Annotated in this window: 27 protein-coding genes and 1 pseudogene; 20 read left to right on the forward strand and 8 right to left on the reverse strand. The window is 43.5% G+C overall.

Annotated elements, in window-relative coordinates:
• Positions 1-64 precede the first annotated feature (64 nt).
• A pseudogene (locus tag KP803_RS14625) lies at positions 65-181 on the forward strand (putative quorum-sensing-regulated virulence factor); the annotation flags it as partial.
• A gap of 244 nt (positions 182-425) precedes the next feature.
• Here the strand turns inward: KP803_RS14625 and KP803_RS14630 are convergent.
• Positions 426-788, reverse strand: a complete 363-nt coding sequence (locus tag KP803_RS14630; protein ID WP_248009600.1) for a NirD/YgiW/YdeI family stress tolerance protein — start codon at positions 786-788, stop codon at positions 426-428.
• Between the two features lie 653 nt (positions 789-1,441).
• Between KP803_RS14630 and KP803_RS14635 the strand changes: the two genes are divergently transcribed.
• The 5 genes from KP803_RS14635 to KP803_RS14655 all read left to right on the forward strand — a co-directional run bounded on the left by KP803_RS14635 (position 1,442) and on the right by KP803_RS14655 (position 6,621).
• Positions 1,442-1,936, forward strand: coding sequence for a hypothetical protein (locus KP803_RS14635; RefSeq protein ID WP_248009601.1), 495 nt, complete (start codon positions 1,442-1,444; stop codon positions 1,934-1,936).
• Between the two features lie 172 nt (positions 1,937-2,108).
• Positions 2,109-3,902, forward strand: a complete 1,794-nt coding sequence (gene secD / locus KP803_RS14640) for a protein translocase subunit SecD (protein ID WP_248009602.1) — start codon at positions 2,109-2,111, stop codon at positions 3,900-3,902.
• Positions 3,903-3,904: 2 nt separating this feature from the next.
• On the forward strand, positions 3,905-4,807 hold the full coding sequence (gene secF, locus KP803_RS14645) for a protein translocase subunit SecF (protein WP_248009603.1): 903 nt from the start codon (positions 3,905-3,907) through the stop codon (positions 4,805-4,807).
• A complete protein-coding gene (locus KP803_RS14650; RefSeq protein WP_248009604.1) occupies positions 4,804-5,895 on the forward strand; it encodes a calcium:cation antiporter in 1,092 nt (363 codons plus the stop codon). Before secF ends, KP803_RS14650 begins: the two co-directional genes overlap by 4 nt.
• A gap of 72 nt (positions 5,896-5,967) precedes the next feature.
• Positions 5,968-6,621 (forward strand): DedA family protein, encoded by a 654-nt coding sequence (locus KP803_RS14655; RefSeq protein WP_248009605.1) that lies wholly within the window; start codon positions 5,968-5,970, stop codon positions 6,619-6,621.
• 43 nt (positions 6,622-6,664) lie between these two features.
• Here KP803_RS14655 and KP803_RS14660 read toward each other — a convergent pair whose 3' ends face one another.
• The 3 genes from KP803_RS14660 to KP803_RS14670 form a co-directional block, all read right to left on the reverse strand.
• Positions 6,665-7,489: a LysR family transcriptional regulator gene (locus tag KP803_RS14660; RefSeq protein WP_248009606.1), complete on the reverse strand. Its 825-nt coding sequence runs from the start codon at positions 7,487-7,489 to the stop codon at positions 6,665-6,667.
• Between the two features lie 214 nt (positions 7,490-7,703).
• Positions 7,704-7,982 (reverse strand): hypothetical protein, encoded by a 279-nt coding sequence (locus tag KP803_RS14665; protein WP_248009607.1) that lies wholly within the window; start codon positions 7,980-7,982, stop codon positions 7,704-7,706.
• Between the two features lie 15 nt (positions 7,983-7,997).
• On the reverse strand, positions 7,998-9,944 hold the full coding sequence (locus KP803_RS14670) for an alkyl sulfatase dimerization domain-containing protein (RefSeq protein WP_248009608.1): 1,947 nt from the start codon (positions 9,942-9,944) through the stop codon (positions 7,998-8,000).
• Between the two features lie 250 nt (positions 9,945-10,194).
• Between KP803_RS14670 and KP803_RS14675 the strand changes: the two genes are divergently transcribed.
• The 7 genes from KP803_RS14675 to KP803_RS14705 all read left to right on the forward strand — a co-directional run bounded on the left by KP803_RS14675 (position 10,195) and on the right by KP803_RS14705 (position 17,078).
• On the forward strand, positions 10,195-10,626 hold the full coding sequence (locus KP803_RS14675; RefSeq protein WP_248009609.1) for a ribosome recycling factor family protein: 432 nt from the start codon (positions 10,195-10,197) through the stop codon (positions 10,624-10,626).
• 214 nt (positions 10,627-10,840) lie between these two features.
• Complete coding sequence (gene rbsD, locus KP803_RS14680) at positions 10,841-11,260, forward strand: D-ribose pyranase (protein ID WP_248009610.1); 420 nt, start codon at positions 10,841-10,843, stop codon at positions 11,258-11,260.
• A 42-nt stretch (positions 11,261-11,302) separates the two neighbouring features.
• Positions 11,303-12,808 carry a ribose ABC transporter ATP-binding protein RbsA gene (gene rbsA, locus KP803_RS14685; protein ID WP_248009611.1) on the forward strand — a complete coding sequence of 502 codons (1,506 nt, stop codon included), beginning with the start codon at positions 11,303-11,305 and terminating at the stop codon, positions 12,806-12,808.
• The gene (rbsC, locus tag KP803_RS14690) at positions 12,805-13,809 is read left to right on the forward strand and encodes a ribose ABC transporter permease (RefSeq protein ID WP_427916958.1); all 1,005 of its coding nucleotides are present in this window, start codon (positions 12,805-12,807) and stop codon (positions 13,807-13,809) included. The genes rbsA and rbsC overlap by 4 nt, the downstream gene beginning before the upstream one ends.
• A gap of 171 nt (positions 13,810-13,980) precedes the next feature.
• Positions 13,981-14,859, forward strand: a complete 879-nt coding sequence (rbsB, locus tag KP803_RS14695) for a ribose ABC transporter substrate-binding protein RbsB (RefSeq protein ID WP_248009612.1) — start codon at positions 13,981-13,983, stop codon at positions 14,857-14,859.
• Positions 14,860-15,070: 211 nt separating this feature from the next.
• Positions 15,071-16,006, forward strand: a complete 936-nt coding sequence (rbsK, locus tag KP803_RS14700; protein WP_248009613.1) for a ribokinase — start codon at positions 15,071-15,073, stop codon at positions 16,004-16,006.
• A gap of 67 nt (positions 16,007-16,073) precedes the next feature.
• Positions 16,074-17,078, forward strand: coding sequence for a substrate-binding domain-containing protein (locus KP803_RS14705; protein ID WP_248009614.1), 1,005 nt, complete (start codon positions 16,074-16,076; stop codon positions 17,076-17,078).
• Positions 17,079-17,108: 30 nt separating this feature from the next.
• Here the strand turns inward: KP803_RS14705 and KP803_RS14710 are convergent, their stop codons facing one another.
• The 3 genes from KP803_RS14710 to KP803_RS14720 form a co-directional block, all read right to left on the reverse strand.
• Positions 17,109-17,603 carry a peptidylprolyl isomerase gene (locus tag KP803_RS14710; protein ID WP_248009615.1) on the reverse strand — a complete coding sequence of 165 codons (495 nt, stop codon included), beginning with the start codon at positions 17,601-17,603 and terminating at the stop codon, positions 17,109-17,111.
• Positions 17,604-18,167: 564 nt separating this feature from the next.
• The gene (locus tag KP803_RS14715; protein WP_248009616.1) at positions 18,168-18,323 is read right to left on the reverse strand and encodes a DUF3012 domain-containing protein; all 156 of its coding nucleotides are present in this window, start codon (positions 18,321-18,323) and stop codon (positions 18,168-18,170) included.
• Positions 18,324-18,473: 150 nt separating this feature from the next.
• Positions 18,474-19,724, reverse strand: a complete 1,251-nt coding sequence (locus tag KP803_RS14720; protein ID WP_248009617.1) for a hypothetical protein — start codon at positions 19,722-19,724, stop codon at positions 18,474-18,476.
• Positions 19,725-20,040: 316 nt separating this feature from the next.
• On the opposite strand from KP803_RS14720, the gene KP803_RS14725 reads away from it, so the two are divergent.
• Entirely contained in the window at positions 20,041-20,550 is a 510-nt protein-coding gene (locus KP803_RS14725) for an RNA methyltransferase (protein ID WP_248009618.1), read from the forward strand.
• A 236-nt stretch (positions 20,551-20,786) separates the two neighbouring features.
• Positions 20,787-21,005, forward strand: coding sequence for a hypothetical protein (locus KP803_RS14730; RefSeq protein ID WP_248009619.1), 219 nt, complete (start codon positions 20,787-20,789; stop codon positions 21,003-21,005).
• 66 nt (positions 21,006-21,071) lie between these two features.
• On the opposite strand, the gene KP803_RS14735 is transcribed toward KP803_RS14730, so the two are convergent.
• A complete protein-coding gene (locus KP803_RS14735; RefSeq protein WP_248009620.1) occupies positions 21,072-21,422 on the reverse strand; it encodes a DUF3316 domain-containing protein in 351 nt (116 codons plus the stop codon).
• A 506-nt stretch (positions 21,423-21,928) separates the two neighbouring features.
• Here KP803_RS14735 and thrS point away from each other — a divergent pair.
• The 5 genes from thrS to KP803_RS14760 all read left to right on the forward strand — a co-directional run bounded on the left by thrS (position 21,929) and on the right by KP803_RS14760 (position 25,907).
• Positions 21,929-23,857 (forward strand): threonine--tRNA ligase, encoded by a 1,929-nt coding sequence (thrS, locus tag KP803_RS14740; RefSeq protein ID WP_248009621.1) that lies wholly within the window; start codon positions 21,929-21,931, stop codon positions 23,855-23,857.
• Between the two features lie 65 nt (positions 23,858-23,922).
• A complete protein-coding gene (infC, locus tag KP803_RS14745; protein ID WP_427916962.1) occupies positions 23,923-24,411 on the forward strand; it encodes a translation initiation factor IF-3 in 489 nt (162 codons plus the stop codon).
• A 107-nt stretch (positions 24,412-24,518) separates the two neighbouring features.
• On the forward strand, positions 24,519-24,713 hold the full coding sequence (gene rpmI / locus KP803_RS14750) for a 50S ribosomal protein L35 (RefSeq protein WP_017034715.1): 195 nt from the start codon (positions 24,519-24,521) through the stop codon (positions 24,711-24,713).
• A gap of 40 nt (positions 24,714-24,753) precedes the next feature.
• Entirely contained in the window at positions 24,754-25,107 is a 354-nt protein-coding gene (gene rplT / locus KP803_RS14755; protein ID WP_017034714.1) for a 50S ribosomal protein L20, read from the forward strand.
• A gap of 107 nt (positions 25,108-25,214) precedes the next feature.
• Positions 25,215-25,907, forward strand: a complete 693-nt coding sequence (locus tag KP803_RS14760; RefSeq protein WP_248009622.1) for a pseudouridine synthase — start codon at positions 25,215-25,217, stop codon at positions 25,905-25,907.
• Positions 25,908-25,979: the final 72 nt, after the last annotated feature.

A 25,979-nucleotide genomic window follows, 5' to 3' on the forward strand; every position in this document is an offset into this window, starting at 1 on the left:
GTGAGCTAAAGGAGTGAGGCACATGCTTGTTCACTACACCTCTTTTATCAAGGGAGATGGTACTTTATGGCTCGATAAAAAGGGTTTCCCCTCTGGTGAGTTAGGTGACTTGCTCAAGTTATGCCTATTACTAAAAATCGAAGGATTAAACAGTGTCGACAAACCTTTAAAACGGATGTGATTTCTTTAGAGATCTCCATGCTACCGATCGATTCGACGCGTTCTAATGGAAGGAGTCAGATTGTTTAGAACCACTCCCATCTACTTTTTATGGTATTGAAATTTTTGCTCGTAGTATGAGAGAAAATACATTGATTGAAGTATTCACTATACGCCTTCTATTTCTCATCAATATAAACCTTAAAGGAGCTATATAGTGAGCTCCTTTAAGTTATTGTTTAAGATGCTGATATTTTTACTAGCTCTTAGCCAGCAATGGTAATTTTATCAACATCAACCGTTGCTTTTTCCCAGCTATCTTTATCGACGCTTCCCATAATCGTTATTTTATCATTTGGAGAAATCGTTAGACCTGCCCAAGCTTCGTCTTCTACATCGATAACAATCGTGTTTTTACCATCAGTAAACTCATATTCATCATCTCCTAAAGAGTGCACAATGTTACCTGTCATCTGAACTTGAGTATCGTCTTTTGCCTCTAAAACTTGAGCAACCGTAACTGGTGCTCCAGCGGTAGGGCCATTAAATCCCCCCGTTGTTGGCAAAGTATTTGCTGTAGCGAAACCTGAAGTCAGTACCAATGTGGTAGCAATAAGTGCGTTTTTCATAAGAACCTTTAAATAGTCATAGTCTGTTTTGATGGGGGGTACTATGCCGGAGGTGATATTAATATAGGATGAAAGTCACGTTCACAATTCATTCATGTTAAAAATATATGGGGTAACAATACCCAGAAAAATTATAATCCTATTCTCTTAATAAGTTATCTTAATCTAATAATTTTACTTTTTACGAAAGTAATCTCTTTTTCTAGGGAGCTTGCTCTTTGGCACCCGCTTTTCGCTAAGTAATGATTTATGGGCAGAAACTTGAGATGTCAGACTATTCTGTATAAAAATTCAAAGAAGTAAGGCTAGTGCAGTTGAAGATAACAAGTGACACTAAATCAGAGTTGTTTCCCGAACTACAGTGACTAATTGAGTAATATTCGATAGAGCTAGGCTGCGAGGGCTATCTGAAAAAGAAAAAGTGTAGGAGCGAACGTTGAAGTGAATAGACTACAAACATATCTAATTCGAAAATATCCAATTGTTACGCTAACTTTTAGCCTTTGAAATGAGAACGGTTTATAACATGCTGATATCGTTTGATTATTTATTTTTAGTAGGATTTGTTTACATTTTGCAATCAGGTTTGTCGTTTTTATTGTCATTTATCTTGCTATGATAACCATCGATTAAATTCATACAGGTTATATTAGTTGCTCAAGCGTATTTCCCATTTATTTGCGATGCTGACTTTATTGCTATGTTCAAACATAGTGATGGCGGGAGCTTATACGCAAATAAATAGTATTGATGCCGCTTTAAGCACGAATCAAATCTCGTTGAATGAAACCTCAGTGAATCAATACGATGTTACGCAGAGTATTGATGAACGAACAGAAAAGTCGACGCCAGAAACAGACGGTTTCGAGGATGATGGCTTCACACTCTTTGATAATGAGATCCCACACTTTCTCTCATCAACTCGCCGTATCGTTAGTGACGACAACTGCGTAGGCCATAATGTTGAGCCTGAGTACTTTCTGTTAGTTGCATTTTCCCCACCACCTCTGCTTGAACTCGCTAAAAGCAGTATTGTTATTCCTAATGTCGCTTTCCATTGGACGAGCCAAGTTTCGTCAAGCTCTCGCCTATCTGGTTGGAAAGAAAGCAACCTGATCTATTCACAGCGCCACTCTAAACATTCATAAGCTCACAATCTCATTTGTTAGGCAAACGAATACATTATTAGAATGTATTGTTCTGCTTCTACTATGGTTTAAATGATGTAGTTCATTCTGAACTGAGGATTTCCTGTCCCTCAGTCCACTTTTTACATCATTCAAACTTTATCAATGAATCTATTGAGAGATAGAGTTGTATATGAATAAATCAAAAAATGCTCAAATTATTAATCGATACTCTGGCTGGAAATACGTTGTTCTCGTTGTCAGTGTGTTGGTTATGACCCTTAGCGCTATACCTTCATGGTATGGCGAAAATGCTGCGCTGCATATCAGTAGCCGTAATCATCAAGGCTTCGACGCCACTGCTATTGCAGACACATTAAATCAAGTGGATATCGACATTTTAAACATTGAGCAGCAGGGCGATCGCACTGTTGTTGTTTTAAAAGATCAAAGTCAGCAAAGCCAGGCAAGAGAACAAGTGAATCAGTTAGTGGGTGACGACGCGACAGTCGCTCTCGCTATGGAAGCGGCCGCACCTCTTTGGATGACGGACTTAGGTTTTTCTCCGATAAAGCTTGGGCTCGATCTTCGTGGTGGTGTTCAGTTTCTTCTTGAAGTGGATATGGAGCCGGTCTATCAAGCACACCGCCAAACCTTGATCGATGATGTTCGTGCCGAGGTGCGCTCCAGTCGTGGTCGTCAACACAATGACCAAGTGACGATTACGCTTCGAAATGCAGATGATGTACAAACGGTTAGACGCCTTTTAAGCAGCAGTTACCCAAGTTGGAGTGTGAGCCGTTCAGGTAATGTACTTTCGGTAAGTCAGTCAAGTGATGAAAGAGTAACTCTGCGTAATTTGACTGTGCAGCAAAACCTTCAAATCATGCGTAGCAGAATAGAGCAGTTAGGGATTACTGAAGCGCTGGTTCAGCGTCAGGGTGAAAACCGAATTCGTATTGAGCTGCCCGGTGTTCAAGACCCTGCGTCAGCAAAAGATGTGATTGGCGCAACGGCGTCATTGGCGTTCCATTCTGTTCCTAACACCGCTAATTCCAATGCACTGCGTTTATTAGACAACGATGGCAATCAAGTCTTAGTCGGTCGACGCGCTATTTTGGGTGGTGAACATATTATCGATGCGCGAGCAGGCGTTGGTGAGATGGGCGCAGCAGAAGTGAATATCTCATTAGATTCTGCTGGTGGTCGAAAGATGTCTCAGTTCTCACGAGCGAACATCGGTAACCCAATGGCAACCGTATATAGCGAATACAGCCGAGATGCGAGCGGACAAAGCCAGCAGATAAGCAATGTGATCAGTGTTGCAACCATTCAATCTCAACTCGGTAATCGTTTTAGAATTACTGGCGCTGGCAGTATGCAAGATGCTCAAGAGCTCGCACTTCTGCTTCGTGCAGGCTCGTTAACAGCCCCCGTGACGATTATTGAAGAACGCACGATAGGGCCAACGCTCGGAGCTGAAAACGTAAAAAATGGGTTCTCGGCGTTAGCACTAGGCTTAGGCTTAACACTGACTTTTATTGCACTTTGGTACCGTAAATTAGGTTGGGTTGCGAACTGTGCGTTGGTGACGAACTTAGTCGTACTCGTTGGTTTAATTGCTTTGCTACCTGGCGCGGTATTAACTCTTCCTGGTATTGCAGGCCTTGTCTTAACGGTTGGGATGGCAGTTGATACCAATGTGCTTATTTTTGAACGTATCAAAGACAAAATGAAGGAGGGGAGGACGTTCGCTCAATCGATTGACCGAGGCTTTGATTCGGCGTTTGCTTCGATTCTTGATGCGAACCTAACCACCATGATTGTTGCCATCGCACTTTACTCAATTGGTAATGGGCCGATTCAAGGCTTTGCCCTTACGCTAGGCTTAGGGCTACTCACTAGTATGTTCACGGGGATCTTTGCATCTCGCGCCATTATTAATCTAATTTGGGGACGCGATAAGCGTCGTGATGTGAGGGTATAATCATGATCAAATCTCATACATTATTTACACGTATTCGCAGCTATATGTCTTTGGTATCGGTATTACTCTTTAGCTTCTCAGTCTTAATGATTGGAGTAAAAGGGTTTAACTGGGGGTTAGATTTTACTGGCGGCGTGGTTGCTGAAGTGGTGGTTGATAGTGAATTATCAGCCGTGGCAATTAGTGAGTACCTAAATGAATCGTTACAGCAAGATGTACAGCTCATTAGTTCTGGAGAGGAAGGGCGTTGGACTGTCCGTTACACTCCGATTGATGAGGTGACGGCCCCTATTCAAGACGTATTCACCTCAATAAGTAATACGGTTCAGGTACTCAACAGCAGTGTCGTTGGCCCCCAAGTTGGCCAAGACATGGTAGAGCAGGGCGGTCTCGCCATCATCGCCTGTTTTGTTTTAACCATGCTCTATTTGAGCTATCGATTTGAGTGGCGACTGGCTCTCGGTGCACTCGTCGCCTTGGTTTACGACATTGTGGTGGTACTGGGTTTATTTGCACTGCTTCAGTTGGAATTCAACCTGACGGTTCTTGCTGCTGTGCTCGCGGTATTGGGCTATTCACTAAACGACTCCATCATCATTGCGGACAGAGCAAGAGAGCTCTTAAGGGGTAACCCTAACGGCAAAACAAGTCATTTGATTAACGATGCGGTGAAAGCAACGCTATCACGTACCTTGGTGACTTCTGGCACCACATTTGTCACCGTTTCTTGTTTATGGCTTTTAGGTGGTGCTTCACTTGAAGGGTTTGCGATTGCGCTGTGTGTCGGAATAGTGAGTGGTACTTGGTCGTCTATTTCAATTGGCGTTACGCTGCCACAGATGCTGAAACTAAGCCCTTCGCATTATCAACCTAAAGAGATAACTGAAGAGGAAGCCAGTCCATGAAGTCGTTCATAAAAAATGAGTTCATTCTGTTTCTAGGCATGATAACCGTTATCGTGTTCAAACTGGGTGGAAATGATGTGCTTGCTTCTGATATGGGATCTCCTCTTGGGATCGCGGCGAGTATTGCTATATTCGTTGTGGTGATGTCGGCCATTTTTGCTGTGGTTCGCCACTCAGATGCACTGGCGATAAAGCTGGGTGATCCCTATGGCACTTTGATTTTAACTTTAGCGGTCATCTCATTAGAGGTTGTCATGATCTCTTCGGTGATGATTACGGGCGAGTCTAACCCTGTTCTGGCTAGAGACACGATGTTTGCGGTAGTGATGACGGTGTTTAATGGCTTAGTGGGTATCACCTTGTTGATCGGTGGCCTGAAATACCACACTCAAAAATACAACGTCGATGGATTGCAGTCGTATTTAGTCGCGATCATCCCTTTGTCACTACTTTGTTTAGTGCTGCCAAGCTTTACCAGTTCAAACGATGTTGGCGCTATGTCGGCATCGTTAACTTGGACATTAGTGATTGCTTCTATCGGTCTGTACTCGGTTTTTCTTTTTATCCAAACCAAAAGTCATACCAAGTACTTTATGGATGAAGATCATCAAGATGAGCACGAGTTTCATGGCCCGTTAGGCAGTAATTTATACCATTCCTTGCTGCTTGTTGGTTATCTGTTGGTGGTGATATTACTGGCTAAAAGCTTGGCGATTCCGATTAACGGCACCATTGAAATGTGGGGTGCACCTCCTGCGCTAGGTGGGCTTATTGTCGCCTTCTTGATCTTAGCACCAGAAGCTGTGGGGGCGGCGAAAGCCGCATTGAATAATCAACTGCAACGCGCAATGAACCTTTTCTTTGGGTCTGTGTTAGCAACTATCGCGCTGACGGTTCCTGCAGTATTGATGATCTCTCACATGATCAACGAACCGGTACATCTGGGTCTCGAGCCACCAGAAATGATACTGCTCGGCATGACTCTGCTCATGGCCTGTGTCAGTTTCAATAGGGGCAGGACCAATTCATTAAATGGCGCGACTCACCTCATCTTATTTTTCGCCTACGTGATTTTGATGTTCGATTAATCGGATAACCAACAGCGTACATAGTGGAGTGATTCGCTATGTACGCTTTTTTACTAAATGGGATTTATATCTATGCAAGAAATGTTAGTTGCCATCTGGCATCAGGATTTTGACACGCTTCAGCAAATTAGTACCCTAAAGTGGTTTCTATTGGTATTGGCTCTGATTCTGTTTATTGAGTCGAGCTTCGTGTTCCTACCTTTCCCTGGCGACAGTTTAGTGCTCTTTGTGGGTGGGATGATTGGTTTAAGTGTGTTTGGCTTCTATCCTGCATTGGCTCTGTTGTGCCTTGCTGCGTCGTTTGGAAGTATGTGTGCGTACTTTCAAGGTCGATTTTTACATAAAACGAAATTTGTTCCTTTTTTAGAGCGAATTTTGCCGGAAGACTCGCTACCTAGAGCTAAGTTACTCTTAGACAACTATGGTTTCTTATCGCTGTTTATCTCTCGCTTTATCCCTTTTGTTCGCGTTTTGACCCCAATGTTGATGGGAGTTTCCAAATTGAGCCCATGGCGCACTTTGATTATCAGCCTATCCAGTTCATTGATCTGGTGCTTAGTGCTATTGGTGATAGGAAAAATGGTGATGATTAATCCATTGATGAGTGAGTACCAGGCTTTGCTTACTAAGAGTACTTTAGCCATGAGTTTGATACTGATGGTCATTGCGGTGATTGGCATTATTTATCGGGTGATAAAGTCGCGCCAAGAAAGTGCCGTTGAGTAGCTAGTATAAAGCAGATTTGGTGCTAAGAGTCGAATAAAAGTGATCAGTTTAATCGGTTCATGATCTTATTACGCATGATTTTATGTTGCTCATTATGTAGGTTTCTTTTGTGGTAAATCATACTAAATGGCGTCATATTCAGAGCCATGGGGGGCGTTAGTAGCTGCAATCCTAATTTCTTGGCTAGGATCTTTGATGCTCTTTCCGTGGTAACAGCGAGGCCGTCGGAGTTAGAGGCCATGATCAGTTGGCTCATTGGTGAGCTAGCTGAGTATAAAACTTGTCGCGGCTTAGGATTGTCCGCCAATAAAGTGAAGATATCGACGCCCAGTCTTTTGGCTATCACCGTAACGTGCTTTTCTTGGTAATACTGTTGTTCAGTAATAGTCCCTTGAATTCTAGGGTGATCACTGGTAGCAACGATCACCACTCGATCATCAATGGGCTCAGAAATAAACGCGGGGTCCTCGATAGGGCACAGGTCAATTGCTAACGCTACTTTCTGACTTCTTAGATCATCAAATATTTGAGTTTGAGATACCGGGCACTCGACTAACTCGATATCAGGAATATCAAGTAGCGTGTACACATAGTGCTCTTGAGAATAGACAGTGAATGTTTCGGGTTGATGAAAAGCATCATCTATTGAATCGAAAGGCTCACTCAAGCGATGGGCTAGTTGAGTCGCGTAACTGGTTGCTTGAACCCCTCGGCCTTGGCGGACGAACAAAGGCTTACCAAGTTGCTGCTCCAAGCGCTTGATCGATTGAGAAATAGCGGGCTGTGAAACATCAAGCTCAGCCGCCGCTTTCGTGTAGCTGCAGGTTCGAAAAACCACCAAAAAAGGTTTGATTAAGTTGTAATCCATCGTCGCCCAAAAAGTAGAGACCGTTATTAGAGACTATACGCCATTGATTCAATTACTCAATTGGATGATATCTAGGTCTGTTGTGATGTTGATAATAATGCTATCCAATTTTGGTTGAGCCGCATTGAAAAGTAATATTCTCTTTGTTAGAAAAAGCCAGTAACAAAGGTTACTGGCTTAACATTAGAACGTCGTTGTAAAAAGAGACGAGGTACTATTTCAGGCGCTTAGGCATTGGATGGCATGCTTCGAGAGTGCCATGGTAGTGGCAAAACTCACCAAGGTCGTTAAACCAAGAGGCACTATAGTCAGTCGTCGATGCCAATTTTAAATCATCAAACGAATAATCGTACACATCCACTATTGGCGCTGAATTTAATGCTAAAAGGAAAGCATCTGCATCGACTGTTGGTACATGTATGATGCCATCAGCGTCACAAGCAACCGCAGAGATGGACAGCATCGCGAGAAGAGATATTAATAACTTCTTCATACTTTCCTCCAAGAATTAACGAGTAACCAAGATAGGTTCGTTGGTCGGTGTATCAAGTGCACCGAAGAACGCAGGAACCGTCGAAGCATCACCATCAACTGTGATTAGCCCAGCTTGTACGGACTCAACGAAATCAACTTGACCGAGTAGAATACCGATGAACAGTTCACGAGAGAGGTTAATAGTTGCTTTTGCATCACCAGAGAAACCTTCATGGAACTGAGCGACTCCGCGACGAATTTCTAATGCGTGTTGATTATCACCACCAAAGTTAAACGCGAGAGTGTAGTGGTCGTTTGCTGTTTTTTCTGCATTTAGGTTGAAGCGCATCGCCCCAACAAGTTGACCTTCACTGTATGTGTTAAACAGGTCAGGAGCAGACATTGGGAACTTCAATGAACGGTCTATCGTACCGTCAAGCTCAACAGCCGCAGTTAAGTACCAGTTGCGCCAGTTATTATTCGTTTCCATGTACGCCAGTTCACGCATCATCTCTGCTTTAAACTTACGTGGAGCCATGTCATCGAAGTCAACGCGAATAGCATGAGTGGCGAGTTCGGCTGCCCATTGGTAGTCACCAGAATTGGCGGCATCGATAGCAAATTTCATCATATTCTCTTTGCCACCGACCATCTCTACGTAGCGGGTAGACGCGTCGCTTGAGTGTACTGGGTTAAGCGTTGTAGGGTCACCATCAAACCAACCCAGTTCGCCTGTAAATACTTGCTTTGTTGCGTGACGGATAGAGCCATAAAAATCACCAAGGAATGGATGGCCTTGTAAGTGCTCTGGCAGCTTAATATCACGGATAAGATCTTCACCTGTCGAGCCATTGTTGATGGCTTTGATAGATTGGTCATAGGTGAATTGGATAGCATCGCGGTAAGCCGTTAGTGTATCTGCAACATGTTCCGCGCCGTTGATAGGGCGATTGTGCGCACCTAAGTAGATGTCGGCATCAAACCCACGCAGAACATCAATACCTGGATACCAGTTCTGTGGGTCACGGTAGCGAGTGCCTCGGATAGTGTGTAGGTTCGGGAATGATTCACCTTGAACGACTTCTGCACCCCAAAGAATGTTCTCTTCTGGTAGGTAGACAATGATCTCATCAGCAGATTCAGATGGAATGTGTGCGACATGCATCTTAACACCCGAGATTTCGATATCGAGTGTACCCCAGTGACCTTCCACTTCGGTATTTGGCGTAATGAGAGTGAGCTCTTTGACTAAGAAATCTGGGCCAAGTCCGCCATTAATACGACCTTTTTCATCGGCTGGGATGAGTGTCCCTAAAGAGTAATCAACACGGAAACCAATCGCTGGGCCTAATCCGCCCATGGTGTTAGCAATGACGTTATTCATGAAAGTATCGTGAACGATGATTTTAACGTCTTCAGAGATGTTATCTAAACCACGTACACCACCGAAGTGGTCCATGTGCCAGTGTGAGTAAACGATACCTGTGATTTCTTTATCAATGCCTGTCTCAGCACGGAATACAGCAATGGCATCACGCATTTTATCAGCTGATTCCATAGGGTCGAGTACGATTAGTCCATCATCACCATTAATGATAACTGGCGTTGTTAGGCCATAACCCCAAAGTTGGTAGATGTTATCCCCAATCGTATAGATACCCTTCTCAAACTTCTGAGAATGGGCATTAAGGTCTGGGTGGATATAGTCTGAGCCGAGTGCGACGACCGCATCATTACCACCTGTCGCTTTGAAAGAGATACGTCCATCATCTTCACCGTGCCAGAAATGTGTCGCCTTGCTGTCTTCACCTAGGTAGTAATGGTGCGATAGGTACGGAATGGTAATTTCCGAATCGGCGAATCGGTCGATTTGGGTATTACTAAAGGCGCTAGTTTCTAGTGCATCGGTAGAAGTTGATGCAATAGTGAAAGGGCTAAGTAGGGCAGCCGCAACAACGGTACTAATAAGTGATACTTTCATAATGACCTCAGTCAGTAATAATGTAGGTACGAGCCAAATCCCTTCAGGCATTATCCTTTTTGGCATTGTTAAGCATTATTTCCGTTAACGCGATAGCGGTATTATTGTTCAATGAAAGTAAGGTAGGTAGAGGCTGGTACTTTCATTTAACATAAGCATTACTTATGATTTGGTGGCTCATGTCGATGATGTTTCGGAGTAGGGCTGTGAAAATATAAACTAAAGGGTGTCGAGTAAAACAAGAGCTGATATGGTTAACGTTACATCATTAACACGCCCCCTAAACCGAATGAAAGAAACCCCACTCACCCTACCTTTGCCTTCTCTTATTCATCGAATCGGTGGTGAGCGAGTTAAGCAGGCGAAAGCCCTTGCGCTTGAATTTCATTGCGAGCTTAAACGAGTGCGTCGTTCTCGCCATTGGCAACTAATAGGTTTGCCAGATGGTCTGATTCAGTTCCACGAAGCGATTCAACAACAGGAAGATGAATCGTTTGGCTACCTAGTCAAAAAGCTTGAGGAGTCTTTGCGTGATTTGAACGTACCTCGAGAAAGCGTGGAGGCTAAGCTAGAACGCATTATTACCGAGCAACCTAATGTCACTTTAACGGAGTTAATGCGACTCACTGATTGTTCAATGTCGCAAGCAAGAAGGGCCAGATTTGATGCGGAAATTCTATAATTCGTCGTATATTGATAGATTCATCAGTGATGGTAATCACTCTTTTTAAGTCTCTTCCATTCATTTCAAAGATCAAAATCACACATTGATTTTCTCCTCTTGGCAAAATTTAAACCGTTCACTATGATTCATCGAAACGTATCGATGGGTGATTTTATTTCGATATCGATACGTTTCGATGGAGATTTTAACGAACCCTAACTAAGGTCAAAGAATGAAAAAAAGTACGCTGATTAATGCTGACCTCTCTTACCTTGTCGCGACATTGGGTCATACCGATGAGATCACGATTTGCGATGCAGGATTGCCGATTCCCGATGAAGTAACACGAATTGATTTGGCGCTTACTCACGGCGTACCAAGCTTTCTAGAAACGGTTAGTGTGATGTTGTCTGAGTCTCAAATTGAGGGTGTCATCATCGCGGAAGAGTTTGTAACAGTTAGCCCAGAATGCCATCAAGCGTTGCTTAGTGAATTAAAGGCGGATGAAGAACGTAGCGGTAAGTCGATTGCCATTCAGTATGTTTCACATGAAGAATTTAAAGTCCGTACGCAAGACAGCCGCGCAGTGGTACGTACGGGTGAGTGCACGCCTTACGCGAACGTCATCTTTCAAGCTGGCGTTGTTTTTTAACAAAGCGCTTTAACGCATCCGATTCTTTATTGAGGAGATGATATGACTCAAGCAATTTTACAGTTAAACGCGATGGAAAAAGCGTTTCCGGGTGTTAAAGCACTCGATAAAGCGAGCCTCAATGTGTACTCAGGCCGTGTTATGGCATTGATGGGAGAAAACGGCGCGGGTAAATCGACCTTAATGAAAGTACTGACCGGGATCTATTCATTAGATGGCGGTGATATTCACTATCAAGGTAAGCCAACAGCGTTTAAAGGCCCGCGAGACTCACAGCAAGCGGGTATCAGCATTATCCACCAAGAATTGAACCTGATTCCAGAGCTGACGATTGCCGAAAATATTTTTCTAGGTCGTGAGTTTACAAGCCCACTCGGTCGTATTCAGTGGCAGAAAATGTACCACGAAGCCGACAAGTTACTGGCTCGCCTGAATGTAAAACACAGCTCTAGCACACTGCTTGGTGATTTAAGTCTGGGTGAGCAGCAGATGGTGGAGATTGCTAAAGCACTGTCGTTTGAGTCTAAAGTGATCATCATGGATGAGCCTACTGATGCTCTGACTGATACGGAAACAGAGTCGCTGTTTAAAGTGATTAACGAGCTACGCGATCAAGGGTGTGGCGTTGTTTACATCTCTCACCGATTAAAAGAAATCTTTGAAATCTGTGATGACATTACCGTGTTGCGTGATGGCAAATTTATTGGTGAATGCACCGTTGCTGAAACCGATGAAGATGGTCTGATCGAAATGATGGTGGGTCGTAAGCTAGAAGACCAATACCCAAGAGTAGACGTTGAGCATGGCGAGGTTTGCCTTGAAGTCTCAGGGTTAACAGGGTCAGGCGTTCACGATGTGAGTTTCACACTTCAACGCGGTGAAATTCTCGGTGTATCGGGCCTTATGGGTGCAGGGCGTACTGAGCTGATGAAAGTGATCTTTGGTGCGCTACCAAGCGAGCGTGGCGAGATTAATCTCGACAATAAAACTGTGAATCCGGTTAGCCCGCAAGACGCACTGGCGAATGGCATTGCTTACATCTCAGAGGATCGTAAGGGTGATGGCTTAGTGTTAGGTCTCTCTGTTAAAGAGAATATGTCCTTATGCGCGCTCGATAAACTGACCAAGAACGGTCAAATTCAGCACAAAGATGAAGTTGTTGCGGTTGAAGACTTTATTCGTCTTTTCAACATAAAAACTCCCACTCGTGACCAAATCATTGGCAACCTTTCTGGTGGTAATCAACAGAAGGTTGCGATTGCGAAAGGGCTGATGACACGACCAAAGGTTCTGATTCTTGATGAGCCGACACGTGGTGTTGATGTCGGTGCGAAGAAAGAGATTTATCAGTTGATCAACAAATTTAAATCAGAAGGGATGAGCATTATTTTAGTCTCTTCAGAAATGCCAGAAGTACTGGGCATGAGTGACCGTATTATGGTTATGCATGAAGGTCGCGTCAGCGGTGAGTTTGATGTGAAAGATGCAGACCAAGAGAAACTACTCGCTTGTGCAGTAGGTAAAAAAATTGAAGAGGAAGCAGCATGAGTGCTAATGCAACCAATAAGGCGGCAAACGCTATGACTAAAACGGCGCAGGACAGCAGCAAGAAGCTCTTTACGAAAGAGTGGTTGATTGAACAAAAATCGCTAATCGCCTTGTTGTTCTTGATTGTTGTGGTTTCATTCTTGAACCCTAACTTTTTTACTGTCGACAACATTCTTAATATTCTTCGTCAGACATCTGTAAACGCCATCATAGCGGTGGGGATGACCCTGGTCATTTTAACGGCTGGCATTGATTTAAGTGTTGGTTCGGTCTTAGCGCTGTGTGGTGCATTTGCTGCGACAATGATTGGGCTGGAAGTTCCAGTCATGATCGCCATTCCAACGTCACTTTTAGCGGGTGCGGCTTTAGGTGCTATCAGCGGAATTATTATTGCTAAAGGTAAGGTTCAAGCTTTTATTGCAACGCTGGTAACCATGACTCTGCTACGCGGTGTGACCATGGTATATACCGATGGTCGTCCAATCTCAACGGGCTTCACTGATACCGCTGATACCTTTGCTTGGTTTGGTACGGGTTACACTTTAGGAATCCCGGTTCCGGTCTGGTTAATGGTGTTTGTATTTGCCGCGGTATGGTACTTACTTAATCACACTCGATTTGGCCGTTATATCTACGCGGTGGGCGGTAACGAATCAGCAGCTCGTCTTTCTGGTATCAATGTAGACCGAGTGAAAATTGGTGTTTACGCCATCTGTGGCATGCTTGCTGCCGTCGCTGGGATCATCATTACTTCTCGACTTTCATCAGCACAACCGACCGCAGGTATGGGGTATGAGCTTGATGCGATTGCGGCCGTTGTTTTAGGTGGTACAAGCCTAATGGGCGGCAAAGGCAGAATAATGGGAACTCTGATCGGTGCACTCATCATCGGATTCCTAAACAATGCGCTGAACCTGCTCGATGTCTCTTCTTACTACCAGATGATTGCCAAAGCAGTGGTTATTCTGCTTGCCGTGCTGGTGGATAACAAAAATAAGTAACGCTTGATTAAAAAGTTTACAAGATAGAACCAAACACAACGCTACACATACTAAATACGTATTCGACTAAACGGGTTTAGTCAAAAATACGAACAACGGGCCAAGTAACAGGAACGCCATATATTTGGAAACCCTGTTAACTTGGTTCACCCTACACAAAGGACTATTACAATGAAAAAACTTGCTACTCTAATTTCTGCTGCATTACTTTCTTCGACTATCTCTGTGTCAGCGCACGCACAAGATACAATGGCGATTGTACTTTCTACTCTAAACAACCCTTTCTTTGTAACCATGAAAGACGGTGCTGAAGCGAAAGCGAAAGAGCTTGGGTACGAGCTGATTGTTTTGGATTCACAAAATGATCCAAGTAAAGAGTTATCAAACGTTGAAGATTTAACGGTTCGCGGCGTGAAAGCAATTCTTATCAACCCAACCGATTCAGATGCGGTATCAAATGCAATTCGTATTGCTAACCGTTCTAATATCCCAGTACTAACGTTGGACCGTGGTGCAAGCCGTGGCGATGTTGCAAGCCACATTGCTTCTGACAACGTGGTTGGTGGTGAGCTAGCGGGTCACTTCATCATGGAAAAGGTCGGTGAAAAAGCGAAAGTTATCCAACTTGAAGGTATCGCTGGTACGTCAGCGGCGCGCGAACGTGGTGAAGGCTTCATGAACGCGGTTAAAGGCAGCGAGATGGAGTTAATGGCAAGCCAACCTGCTGACTTTGATCGTACAAAAGGTCTAAACGTAATGGAAAACTTACTGGCTGCTAACCCTGATGTACAAGCGGTATTTGCTCAAAACGATGAGATGGCTCTGGGTGCGCTTCGCGCGGTTCAAGCATCAGGCAAAGACGTTATGATCGTTGGATTTGATGGCACCGACGATGGTATCGCTGCGGTTAATCGTGGATTACTAGCGGCAACTGTTGCACAGCAGCCAGATCTTATCGGTGCCCTTGGCATTGAAACAGCGGTTAACGTTCTTAAAGGCAACACAGTTGAAGAGTACATCCCTGTGCCGCTTAAAGTTGTAACCAAGTAATAAATTACACCTTAATATTTTAATTTTTGCTCTCCTCGTGTCCCCCATTTGAGTCAATGTCGGGGAGAGCAAAAAGCTAAGAAAAGTGATGTTTATGTGCTCTTTATTTAGTTCCCGTGAATAGGCAGAACATACAAACATCAGTTTTTCAGTGAACTCTCACTGAAGTTTTATTTCTCTTAATAAGGTTCTAGAGAACCGAGGATGTCGTATGAATCAGTTAGTGGTATTGGGTAGTGTAAACGCTGACCATGTTCTTCAAGTACCTTCATTTCCTCGCCCGGGCGAGACGCTTCACGGTAGAAGCTATCAAGTAATTCCAGGTGGTAAAGGGGCAAATCAAGCGGTTGCAGCAGCAAGACTCAACGCTGATATAGGCTTTATTGCTTGTGTTGGAGACGACGCATTTGGTATCAACATTCGTGAAAGTTTCAAACTCGATGGTATGAATATCAAGGGTGTGAAAATGCAGCCTAATTGCCCAACGGGCATCGCGATGATTCAAGTATCGGACAGTGGTGAGAACAGTATCTGTATTTCAGCTGAAGCTAACGCTAAGTTAAACGCTGACGCAATTGAAGCCGATCTAGACAGTATTCGTCAGGCAACGTACCTACTGACTCAATTAGAAACGCCGCTTGATGGTATTGAAAAAGCGGCACTCGTTGCAAAGGAAAATGGCACAAGCGTTATTTTGAATCCTGCACCTGCGCGTGAATTACCTGAAAGTCTGTTAGCGTGTGTTGATGTGATTACTCCGAATGAAACCGAGGCGGAAGTATTAACGGGCGTCACGGTAACGGATAATGAATCAGCTCAAGAAGCGTCGAATGTTCTACATAACAAAGGCATCGAAATCGTGATGATCACGTTAGGTGCTAAAGGCGTTTGGCTCAGCCGCTCTTGTGAACAAGGCAGTGGGCGTGGTGTTCTTGTTCCTGGCTTTAAAGTGGATGTGACCGATACAACTGCTGCCGGAGATACCTTTAATGGTGCATTGGTGACTGGTTTATTAGAGGATATGCCTTTAGAATCAGCGATTAAGTTTGCTCATGCAGCTGCAGCTATCTCAGTTACTCGCTTTGGTGCTCAAACATCGATACCAACTCGAGAAGAAGTGGACGCTTTTCTTGCCGAGAGAATATAGCTTCCCAGACGATGCCGCTTAATGGCATCGCTTTGTGATTTTCGCAACATACATAAGGAAATATAACATGGCAACAATGAAAGACATTGCAAGGGTTGCGGGCGTATCAACGTCCACGGTTAGCCATGTTATCAATAAATCCCGTTATGTGAGCGAAGAGATTTCAGAGCGTGTCAATAAAGCGGCGAACGAGCTGAACTATGCGCCTTCAGCGCTTGCTCGTAGCTTGAAAATGAACAGAACCAAAACCATTGGTATGCTAGTAACGACCTCTACAAATCCATTTTTTGGCGAGGTCGTAAAAGGCGTTGAACGCAGCTGTTACCAAAAAGGCTACAACCTCATTCTATGTAATACTGAGGGCGATAATGAGCGCATGCAGGCGTCGATCAGTACCTTATTACAAAAGCGTGTAGATGGCGTAATTTTGATGTGCTCAACCCTTGAAGGGAAGCGTATTGATATATTTGAGCGTTACCCTGATATACCTGTGGTTGTAATGGATTGGGGGCCGATGCTGTTCACTAGCGATAAGATTCAGGATAACTCATTACGCGGCGGTTACATGGCGGCGCAATACTTGATTGAGTCGGGTCATAAAGAAATTGGCTGTATTACAGGGCCGCTAATTCGACATCAAGCTCAGATGCGCTATGAAGGTTATAAACGCGCGCTGAATGAAGCAGGGATTGATATAAACCCTAATTGGATTGTAGAAGCGGATTTTGAATGCGATGGAGGCTATGAAGCGTTCAATGCTATGAATGCTAAAGGCACACTGCCAAGTGCGATATTTGCTTGCAATGATATGATGGCGATGGGAGCGATTAACGCGGCTAATGAAAGTGGTGTTAATATTCCCCAAGACGTTTCCATTATTGGATATGATGACATCCATATTTCGAAGTTTATGACGCCTTCGTTAACGACTATCCATCAGCCGAAATACCGTTTAGGAAAAGCAGCGGTAGACACATTACTACAAAAGCTGGAAGAGAAGAGTAGTGAAGCGATTGTGGTTCAGCTAGAGCCAACGTTGGTGGTGCGAAAAAGCGTTAAGGTACTCTCTTAACGCTCCTTTATTATTTTTGTAAACCCTCGACTACTCTTTGATCGATACGTTTTCAATGATGATCGTTTCACAAGGCACGTCATCATTACCGTTGCGTGATGCGGTCTCTTTCTCAGCAATATTCTTAACCACTTCCATGCCAGCGGTTACTCGACCAAATACCGCGTAACCCCAACCTTTATTTGTTGTTGCCGTATGATCAAGGAAATCATTGTCGGCAAGGTTAATGAAAAACTCTGCTGCTGCGGAATGAGGAGCATCAGTCCGCGCCATTGCTATCGTTCCTGTGAGGTTTCTTAATCCTCGATTAGCTTCATTTACAATCGGAATTCGAGTCGATTTCTCTTCAAGTTTTTCAGTATAACCTCCACCTTGGATCATAAAGCCTTTAATAACGCGATGGAATATTGTGCCGTTATAGAAACCGTCTTGGCAGTACCTTAAGAAGTTTTTAGCACTGACAGGGGCAGTAGCAATATCCAATTCAATAGAAATATCACCGAGGTTTGTGTGTAACGTAATCATAATTTTTCACATGGTCATTTTGTTCTGATTATACGTAGTGTTTTAAGTAAGTGACAAACTTCTTTTTAAAGAACGTCTTCTTGCATTGAGCGCGACTATTGAGATTGAGTCTGCTAGAGAAGTGAGAAGTGAGAAGTGAGAAGTGAGAAGTGAGAAGTGAGAAGTGAGAAGTGAGAAGTGAGAAGTGAGAAGTGAGAAGTGAGAAGTGAGAAGGGCGATTGCGGTTGCGGTTGTAGCGGATGAAGCTCGAACCTTAGCCGATTGCACCATATCCGCGACCCAAGAAATTGCCTATTCTATTGAAGCAATACAAGGGGAAACCTAAACGGTAGTGGGGGAGCCGTCTTTGATGGTTAATGAAATTAGTAAAAGTGTTGTTTCGGTTTCAGACGGTTCACGTAATGCGAATAAGAAAGCTCGCTAGTTAGAGCAAAAGTTGGAATAGCTAAGGGCTTTGATTTATCAACCTAATGTGTAGTCCATATAGCCAAGGAATAAAAATGGACCTATGAGGGTCCATTTTTATTGGTACTTTTCGGTATGTCAGATGATCAAGTGACCGTACTAAAATACACAATGCTTGGCATAGTCACCGGCTTCATTTGCGGTCCAATCACCTTTAGGTTTTGCATCCATATCTTCACACCAAGCTTCACTACCTACTTCGGTACAAGCCATTAGTTGGGTCGTGAGGAATAGTAACAGCGCAATTCGTCTCATTTGATGTCCTTTTCGTATTGTCTATAATTTGGCGCTAGATTGTCTACCGCGCCATTTGTTCTATAGGATGCTCGTGAACGTGTGACAAGTAAATAGCGGTGAACATCCTATTAAAAATAACCGAGTAGGCTCACTTTTAATTTTATTCCACTACACACTACTTCGAGTTAGAGGTGGTGCGGCGTTCGAGACTGAGACTTCATATCCATCCAATATACCTTTGCCTTCTGACAGTTCCTTAAGTCTAGCGTTTACGACGCCGTCTGAACTGGTAAATGAAACAGAATAACCGTCAATATATTCTTGAACGTAGCCAGTCGAGAGGGACTTGAGCTTTTCTATGTAGATCACCCCTTTATCAAATTCACCTTGGGATACCACGGTAAGGTTAGGCGTGAGAAGTTGTATGAATTTATAGGGGTGAGCAACAAATCCGCTTCCCATTACCAGTGCTGCGATAATAGGGGTAGTGATGACCGCACTTTGGAACCATTCTGAGAAACGTTTATGATCTTTGACTAAACTCGACATTGAGTCTTTATTGACCCATTCTGTTTTGGCTCGCTTCAAGACTTTACCAACTAATGATCGCTGAACCATGTAATCGACCAGTTTCACGATTCGTTCAAACAGCCCACTTATTACACTCACGAGTACTCCCGCTCCTGCAAACGCGTCGCCCGCAGCTTCTAAGCCAATCTTCGTTACGCCAACAGCAGCATTTTTCAATCCTCCCAATAGACCTGAAGCGGAGTGTCTAGCGAGTGCATTAGCAATAATACTTGGATGTCCACCGAGTAGCTCAACCCCTCGACCTGCGTAATACTGAGTGACAAGGTCACGTGATTTGAACGCTGCTTGTTTTACCCCTGAATAGATATCTGACGCACTTTGCACATATCCCCAACCTGGAATAAAACTCGAGAAGTTTCCAGCAAACTCCGCGGTTAACCACGTGCCAAATTCAGCAAACCACTCTGCGCCATATAAAGCATCGCCATAAACCATTTTGACTTTACTGACTAACATTCGAAAGAATTCAGAGATGATCTGCTTTACCTTGGCAATCACTGCGGATGTGGCTTCTCCTACAACGGTAACGGCTTTGCCCACCGATTTACCCACTTTAGACTGTTGCAGTTTTGCCATCGCATCAGTTTTGTTTAATAACCCCATTGAAACGGATTTAAGATCACTGAGCGGTTCTGCGCCAATCACAAAATTGTCAAATAGGTGTCCGTTGGAAAAAGCGGACACCTTATTCATATCGGTGTTGGCAAGCATATACATAGCGCCCATACGAGCATCAGCCATTTCTAATAACTGCACGTCCATTGCGGTATTTGAAGTTTTTCCAAACAGTGTGTCTTTGATTCTTCTTTTCAGTATTTTTAGGCGCATCCGTTTCCCCAAAAGGTTTATTGCAAAAATGTTAGAATTGTTACTAACCTTTAGTTTGACCTATTTGCATAGCTTGTAAATGTATCGTTGTGTATTTTTTCAGTAAATCAATGTGGTACGCAATTTATCCTTTTAAAGTCAATGAATCGTCAAAAACGAAAAGTCGTATTGAAGTATTTAGTTAGATGAAAAATCAGGCTTTACTCTTCATCTTTCGCTTCATAGCCCCTTTTGCTAAAATGCCGCCTCATTTTTTAGCTGTATTGATATTCATCGCGTTATGTTTATCGTGAGCTGCACTTTATAGAGAACTTTCATGAAAAACTCCCGTGTAACTATTGGATTGACCAACCCGAAAAGCCCATCAAATGTTGGTGCGGTTATGCGTGCAGCAGGGTGTTACCAAGCTGATGAAGTGCTTTATACTGGGCAACGCTACGAAAAAGCGTATAAATTTCAAACGGATACTAAGAACGTATCTAGCAAGATTCCATTAAAAGGCGTAGATTCTTTTTTAGAGGGTCTTCCTGATGAAACCCGTATTGTCTGTGTTGATTTTGCTGAGGGAGCAACGCCGTTACCTGAGTTTAAACACCCAGATAATGCGATTTATATTTTTGGCCCTGAAGATGGTTCCATTTCTCAAGATGTCGCTGACCGAGCTGACTATGTTGTTTACGTTCCAACTGTCGGCTGCATGAACTTAGCGGCATCAGTAAATGTCTTGCTTTATGATCGCCTTGCTAAATCCTCAACGATCGATACCAGTGAAGCGTTAATTAAATCTAGCCGTGACAATCGCAATCACCTTATCGTAAAGAAATAGGCGCTTGTAATACTAGTCGATTATTAAAAATAGCGGTTCGCCTGTGCATCACAACACTCTGTTAATTACTTAATGGTTGAGTCTTGTTCAAGGCCAAGCTAGTGTGCGTAGAACATTGGTTTTGGAGTTGATAATACAACGGTAACCGTGTTTTTGGCTTGAATGATTTAATTGAGGAACCACTGCTTAGGAGACTAGTTAATTAAAATGTTTATGAGGTTATTAATTTGAATAGTATGAGTTTGTATGAGGCGTGTGGCATAGCGATGACTTTCTTTGTATTCGTTGCGGTTTACATTTTCATCCATATGAAATATATCCGTCATCATGAAGCCCATAAGCGATTTTTAGCTGTGCTCTGGGAGTTAATGAAAAACACCATTCATGGTGATCATCTTCGAACCATGGGGTACAACCATGAAAAAGAGCAGAAAAAAAGCGGTCAAGATAGTTAACTAAAAAACGCCGGATATCTATCTGGCGTTTTTTATCGATCTATTGCTTTTGCTTAGCTACCTTTATTAGCTATTGCGGCTTTCTCGATACTTATATTGATAGTCCACTTCGACAACGGCACGATATTGAATTTCACCACGTTTTTTAGAAAACTCTTCTACCGTTACCTTCGACCCCGTTACTTTCACGCTTGGGTATTGAACATTGTTTTCATTAATCGGTAACTCTTTCAGCAACTGATTTGTCGGCATCTCGTTGAACTGGTCCATAAGATCATAGCCTGCGCTGTACGCTTGCTCTGGCGTAGCATAAGCGCCCGTTTTCAATGACGCTTCAGAGGTTCGTGTATTGACGCCGGCAAAGGTGGTTGAGCTAACCATCATAGCGATTGTAAATAGGATTGCATTTTTCATCATAATTCTCCTGAGATTAATTGCGTCTATGGCAATGACCAATGAGTTGGCAAAATCGATATTACTTGTTGCCTTGTAAGGAGTCAGTCAAGGGAAGTAAGGTTAATCCTAGTTTTAGTAAGCGGTTTCTTGACATAAATGGGGCTCTTGTTGGTTCCATGTATGAAAAGAGAGAAATGTCAACATAAGGACAGCAGAGTATGCTCGCGGTATCAGAGTTCAGTAGTGATTGACTCACTGGTGAAATGATATACACGAAATGTATATCTCGATTGACGTATACACACGGATTTATGTACGGACGCTAGGATATCTTAAGAGGATAAGATTGTGACATGGATTGTTATTTTATCTCTTTGAGTTACAATGCGCGTTCGTATTTTTTTAGGTACATTCGTGTTTGTATCGACATAAATAACGAACCCTAATTTAGACATGTTTTGTTAAAGACGAAACATATTACTGAACATGTGTTGCTTGGTATGCAACACCACTGTAAAGGACAAATAATGCCTATTATTACTCTTCCTGACGGCAGTCAGCGCCCATTTGACAACCCTGTATCAACTCTAGATGTCGCTCTATCAATCGGTCCTGGCCTTGCGAAAGCAACGATTGCTGGTCGTGTTGATGGAAATCGTGTTGACGCGTGTGACCTTATTGAAAATGATGCTAGCCTTGAAATCATCACAGCGAAAGATGAAATCGATGGTTTAGAAATCGTTCGTCACTCTTGCGCTCACCTTCTTGGTCACGCAGTTAAGCAACTTTTCCCAGAAGCGAAAATGGCGATCGGTCCAACCATCGACAATGGCTTCTACTACGACATCGATTTAGAGCACTCTTTAACGCAAGACGATCTGGATAAGATTGAAAAGCGTATGAAAGAGCTTGCGAAAACTAAATATCAAGTTGTTAAAAAGACGGTAAGCTGGCAGGAAGCACGCGATGCGTTTGAAGCACGCGGTGAAAACTACAAGATGGAAATCTTGGATGAGAATGTTTCAAAAGACGATCGTCCAGGTCTTTACCACCATGAAGAATATATCGATATGTGTCGTGGCCCTCACGTACCACATATGGGTTTCTGTCAGCACTTCACTCTACTTAACGTAGCAGGTGCTTACTGGCGTGGTAACAGCGATAACAAGATGCTTCAACGTATCTACGGTACGGCTTTCCACGACAAGAAAGCTCTTAAGGCGCACCTAACACGTCTTGAAGAAGCTGCTAAGCGTGACCACCGTAAAATTGGTAAGCACTTAGACCTTTTTCACATGCAGCAAGAAGCACCGGGTATGGTATTCTGGCATCACAACGGTTGGTCTATTTTTCGTGATCTAGAAGTCTTTATCCGTGAGAAGCTAACAGAATACGATTACCAAGAAGTAAAAGGTCCATTAATGATGGATCGTGTTCTTTGGGAACGTTCTGGTCACTGGGACAAATACGCTGAAGCGATGTTCACAACAAGCTCTGAAAACCGTGAATACGCAATCAAGCCAATGAACTGCCCAGGTCATGTTCAGATCTTCAACCAAGGCCTAAAATCGTACCGTGACTTACCACTACGTATGGCTGAGTTCGGCTCATGTCACCGTAACGAACCATCAGGCGCTCTACACGGAATCATGCGTGTACGTGGCTTTACTCAAGATGACGCACACGTATTCTGTACTGAAGAACAAGTACAGCAAGAAGTGAAAGCGTGTATTGAGATGGTTTACGATACTTACACAACGTTTGGTTTTGAAAACATTGTTGTGAAACTGTCTACTCGCCCTGAACAGCGTGTTGGCTCTGATGAAATGTGGGATCGCGCGGAAGCGGATCTGAAGCTTGCCTTAGAATCTATGGATATCGCTTACGACATCCAAGAAGGTGAGGGTGCATTCTACGGACCGAAAATTGAGTTCACACTGCATGACTGTTTAGACCGTGCATGGCAATGTGGTACAGTTCAGCTAGATTTTGCTCTACCTGAGCGTCTAGGTGCAACTTATGTGGGTGAAGATAATGAGCGTCATACGCCAGTTATGATTCACCGTGCAATTTTAGGTTCTCTTGAGCGTTTCATTGGTATTCTTATTGAAGAGTACGCTGGCTTTTTCCCAACTTGGTTAGCGCCAGAACAAGCGGTTGTCATGGGTATTACTGACAAACAAGCCGAATATGTGCAAGAAATTACAAAAAAACTGCAAAAAAGTGGATTTAGAGTAAAAGCGGACTTGAGAAATGAGAAGATAGGCTTTAAAATCCGCGAACATACTTTGAAACGTGTACCGTTCATGTTGGTTTGTGGTGACCAGGAAATGGAAGCCGGCGAAATCGCAGTTCGTACTCGTAAAGGCAAGGACTTAGGCAAGTTTAAAGTGGATGATTTTATTTCATACATCCAAGCCGAAGTTTCAAGCCGTAAGCTCAATCTGGAGGAATAGCTATTAAAGGCGGAAGACGTGGCCAACAACCGGCCAAGCAAAACCAGCACCGTTTAAACGGTGACATTCGTGGCGTTCGTGAAGTTCGTCTAACTGGCGCTGACGGCGAAGCTGTTGGTGTAGTATCAATTGCTGAAGCACTTGAAGCTGCTAATGAAGCTGGTATGGATCTCGTAGAGATCAGCCCTAACGCCGAGCCGCCTGTCTGTCGAGTGATGGACTACGGTAAGTTCCTCTTCGAGAAGAGCAAAGCTGCGAAAGAGCAGAAGAAGAAGCAAAAGCAGGTCCAGATTAAGGAAATTAAATTCCGCCCTGGAACTGATATTGGTGACTATCAGGTAAAACTACGCAACCTGACTGGTTTCCTAGAAGACGGCAACAAAGTGAAGGTAACAATTCGCTTCCGTGGCCGTGAAATGGCCCACCAAAGCATCGGTGTTGACGTTCTTAATCGTTTGAAAGCGGATACTGAAGAATTTGCAGTAGTCGAATCTTTCCCAACGAGAATAGAAGGTCGCCAGATGATTATGGTATTGGCGCCGAAGAAGAAGTAATTAAAGGCCTTACAAGTAACTAAAATGCATCTGCTGTTTCAGTGGATGTGTTTTGTTCGCCCTAATTACTATGTTATTAACTACTCAACAATGCGGAGTTATTCATCATGACTAAGATGAAATCCAACAAAGGTGCTGCTAAGCGTTTCAAGAAAACTGCTGGTGGTATTAAGTTTAAGCACGCTGGTAAACGTCACATCCTGACTAAGCGTACTACTAAGAACAAGCGTCAACTACGTCCAAATGCAATCCTTCCTAAATGTGAAGTGGCTGCAGTTCTACGTATGTTGCCATACGCTTAATTCTTTTTAGTTTAATTATCGTTTATTTAGGAGAAGCATAATGCCTCGCGTAAAACGTGGTGTACAAGCTCGTGCACGTCATAAGAAAGTTCTTAAACAAGCTAAAGGTTACTACGGAGCACGTTCACGTGTTTACCGCGTAGCTTTCCAAGCAGTTACAAAAGCTGGTCAATACGCATACCGTGACCGTCGCAACAAGAAACGTCAATTCCGTCAACTTTGGATTGCTCGTATCAACGCTGCGTCTCGTCAAAATGGTCTGTCTTACAGCCGTTTCATCAACGGTCTTAAGAAAGCGTCTATCGAAATCGATCGTAAGATCCTTGCTGATATCGCTGTATTCGACAAAGCTGCATTTGCAGTACTAGTTGGAAAAGCAAAAGCTGCTCTTTAATTAGCAGTTTCTGGTTACGAAAAAGGAGAGCTTCGGCTCTCCTTTTTTATTGTCTCTAATTTGGTGATTAGGCCAATGTTGGGTGATTTCAGTGGGTGTAAGACGAAATGCGTTTAGATAGATTTGTTTGTAAAAGTACAGAGCTAACCAAGAGCGAAGCGATTGAGTGCATCCATAGCGGAGAAGTTGTCGTCAATGGTGTTTCCGTATGTGATGAGGCCACGCAGGTACATGAAAATAATGACATTACTTGGAAAGGGAGTCTGCTAAAGCCAAGACCATTTCGGCATATCCTTATGAATAAACCATCGGGTACGGTCTGTTCTAATGTTGATGAAGTTTATCCATCTTTGTTTAATCACTTAGCTATCGAACGAAAGTCTGAATTACATATAGCAGGTAGGCTGGATGCTGATACGACAGGGCTTGTATTGATTACGGATGATGGACGTTGGTCATTCAATATTACTCATCCAGACAAAAAGTGCAGTAAGGTTTATCGAGTGGGATTATCTCGCGCTCTAAGAGAAGGTGTTGCCGATGAATTCGCCACAGGAATCCAATTGCAAGGCGAACAAAACTTAACGCACCCAGCAGAGCTAGAAGTCATAACATCTAAAGAGGTGTTGTTAACCATCACAGAAGGTAAGTTCCACCAAGTAAAGCGAATGTTCGCGGCGGTAGGGAACCGAGTCGTTTCGCTTCACAGAGAAAAAATTGGTGAGGTAACGTTAGATGTAAGATCTGGAGAGTGGCGTTATTTATCTCCTAGTGAAGTGCAATTCTTTACAACAGAATAGTTATCATAATAAAAATGATCTTCGATAAAGTTGCTATATTAGAGTAGTATGCCGCCATCGAGTTAACGATAG

The organism is Vibrio amylolyticus (genome assembly GCF_023145695.1).
GTDB classification, from domain to species: Bacteria; Pseudomonadota; Gammaproteobacteria; order Enterobacterales; family Vibrionaceae; genus Vibrio; species Vibrio amylolyticus.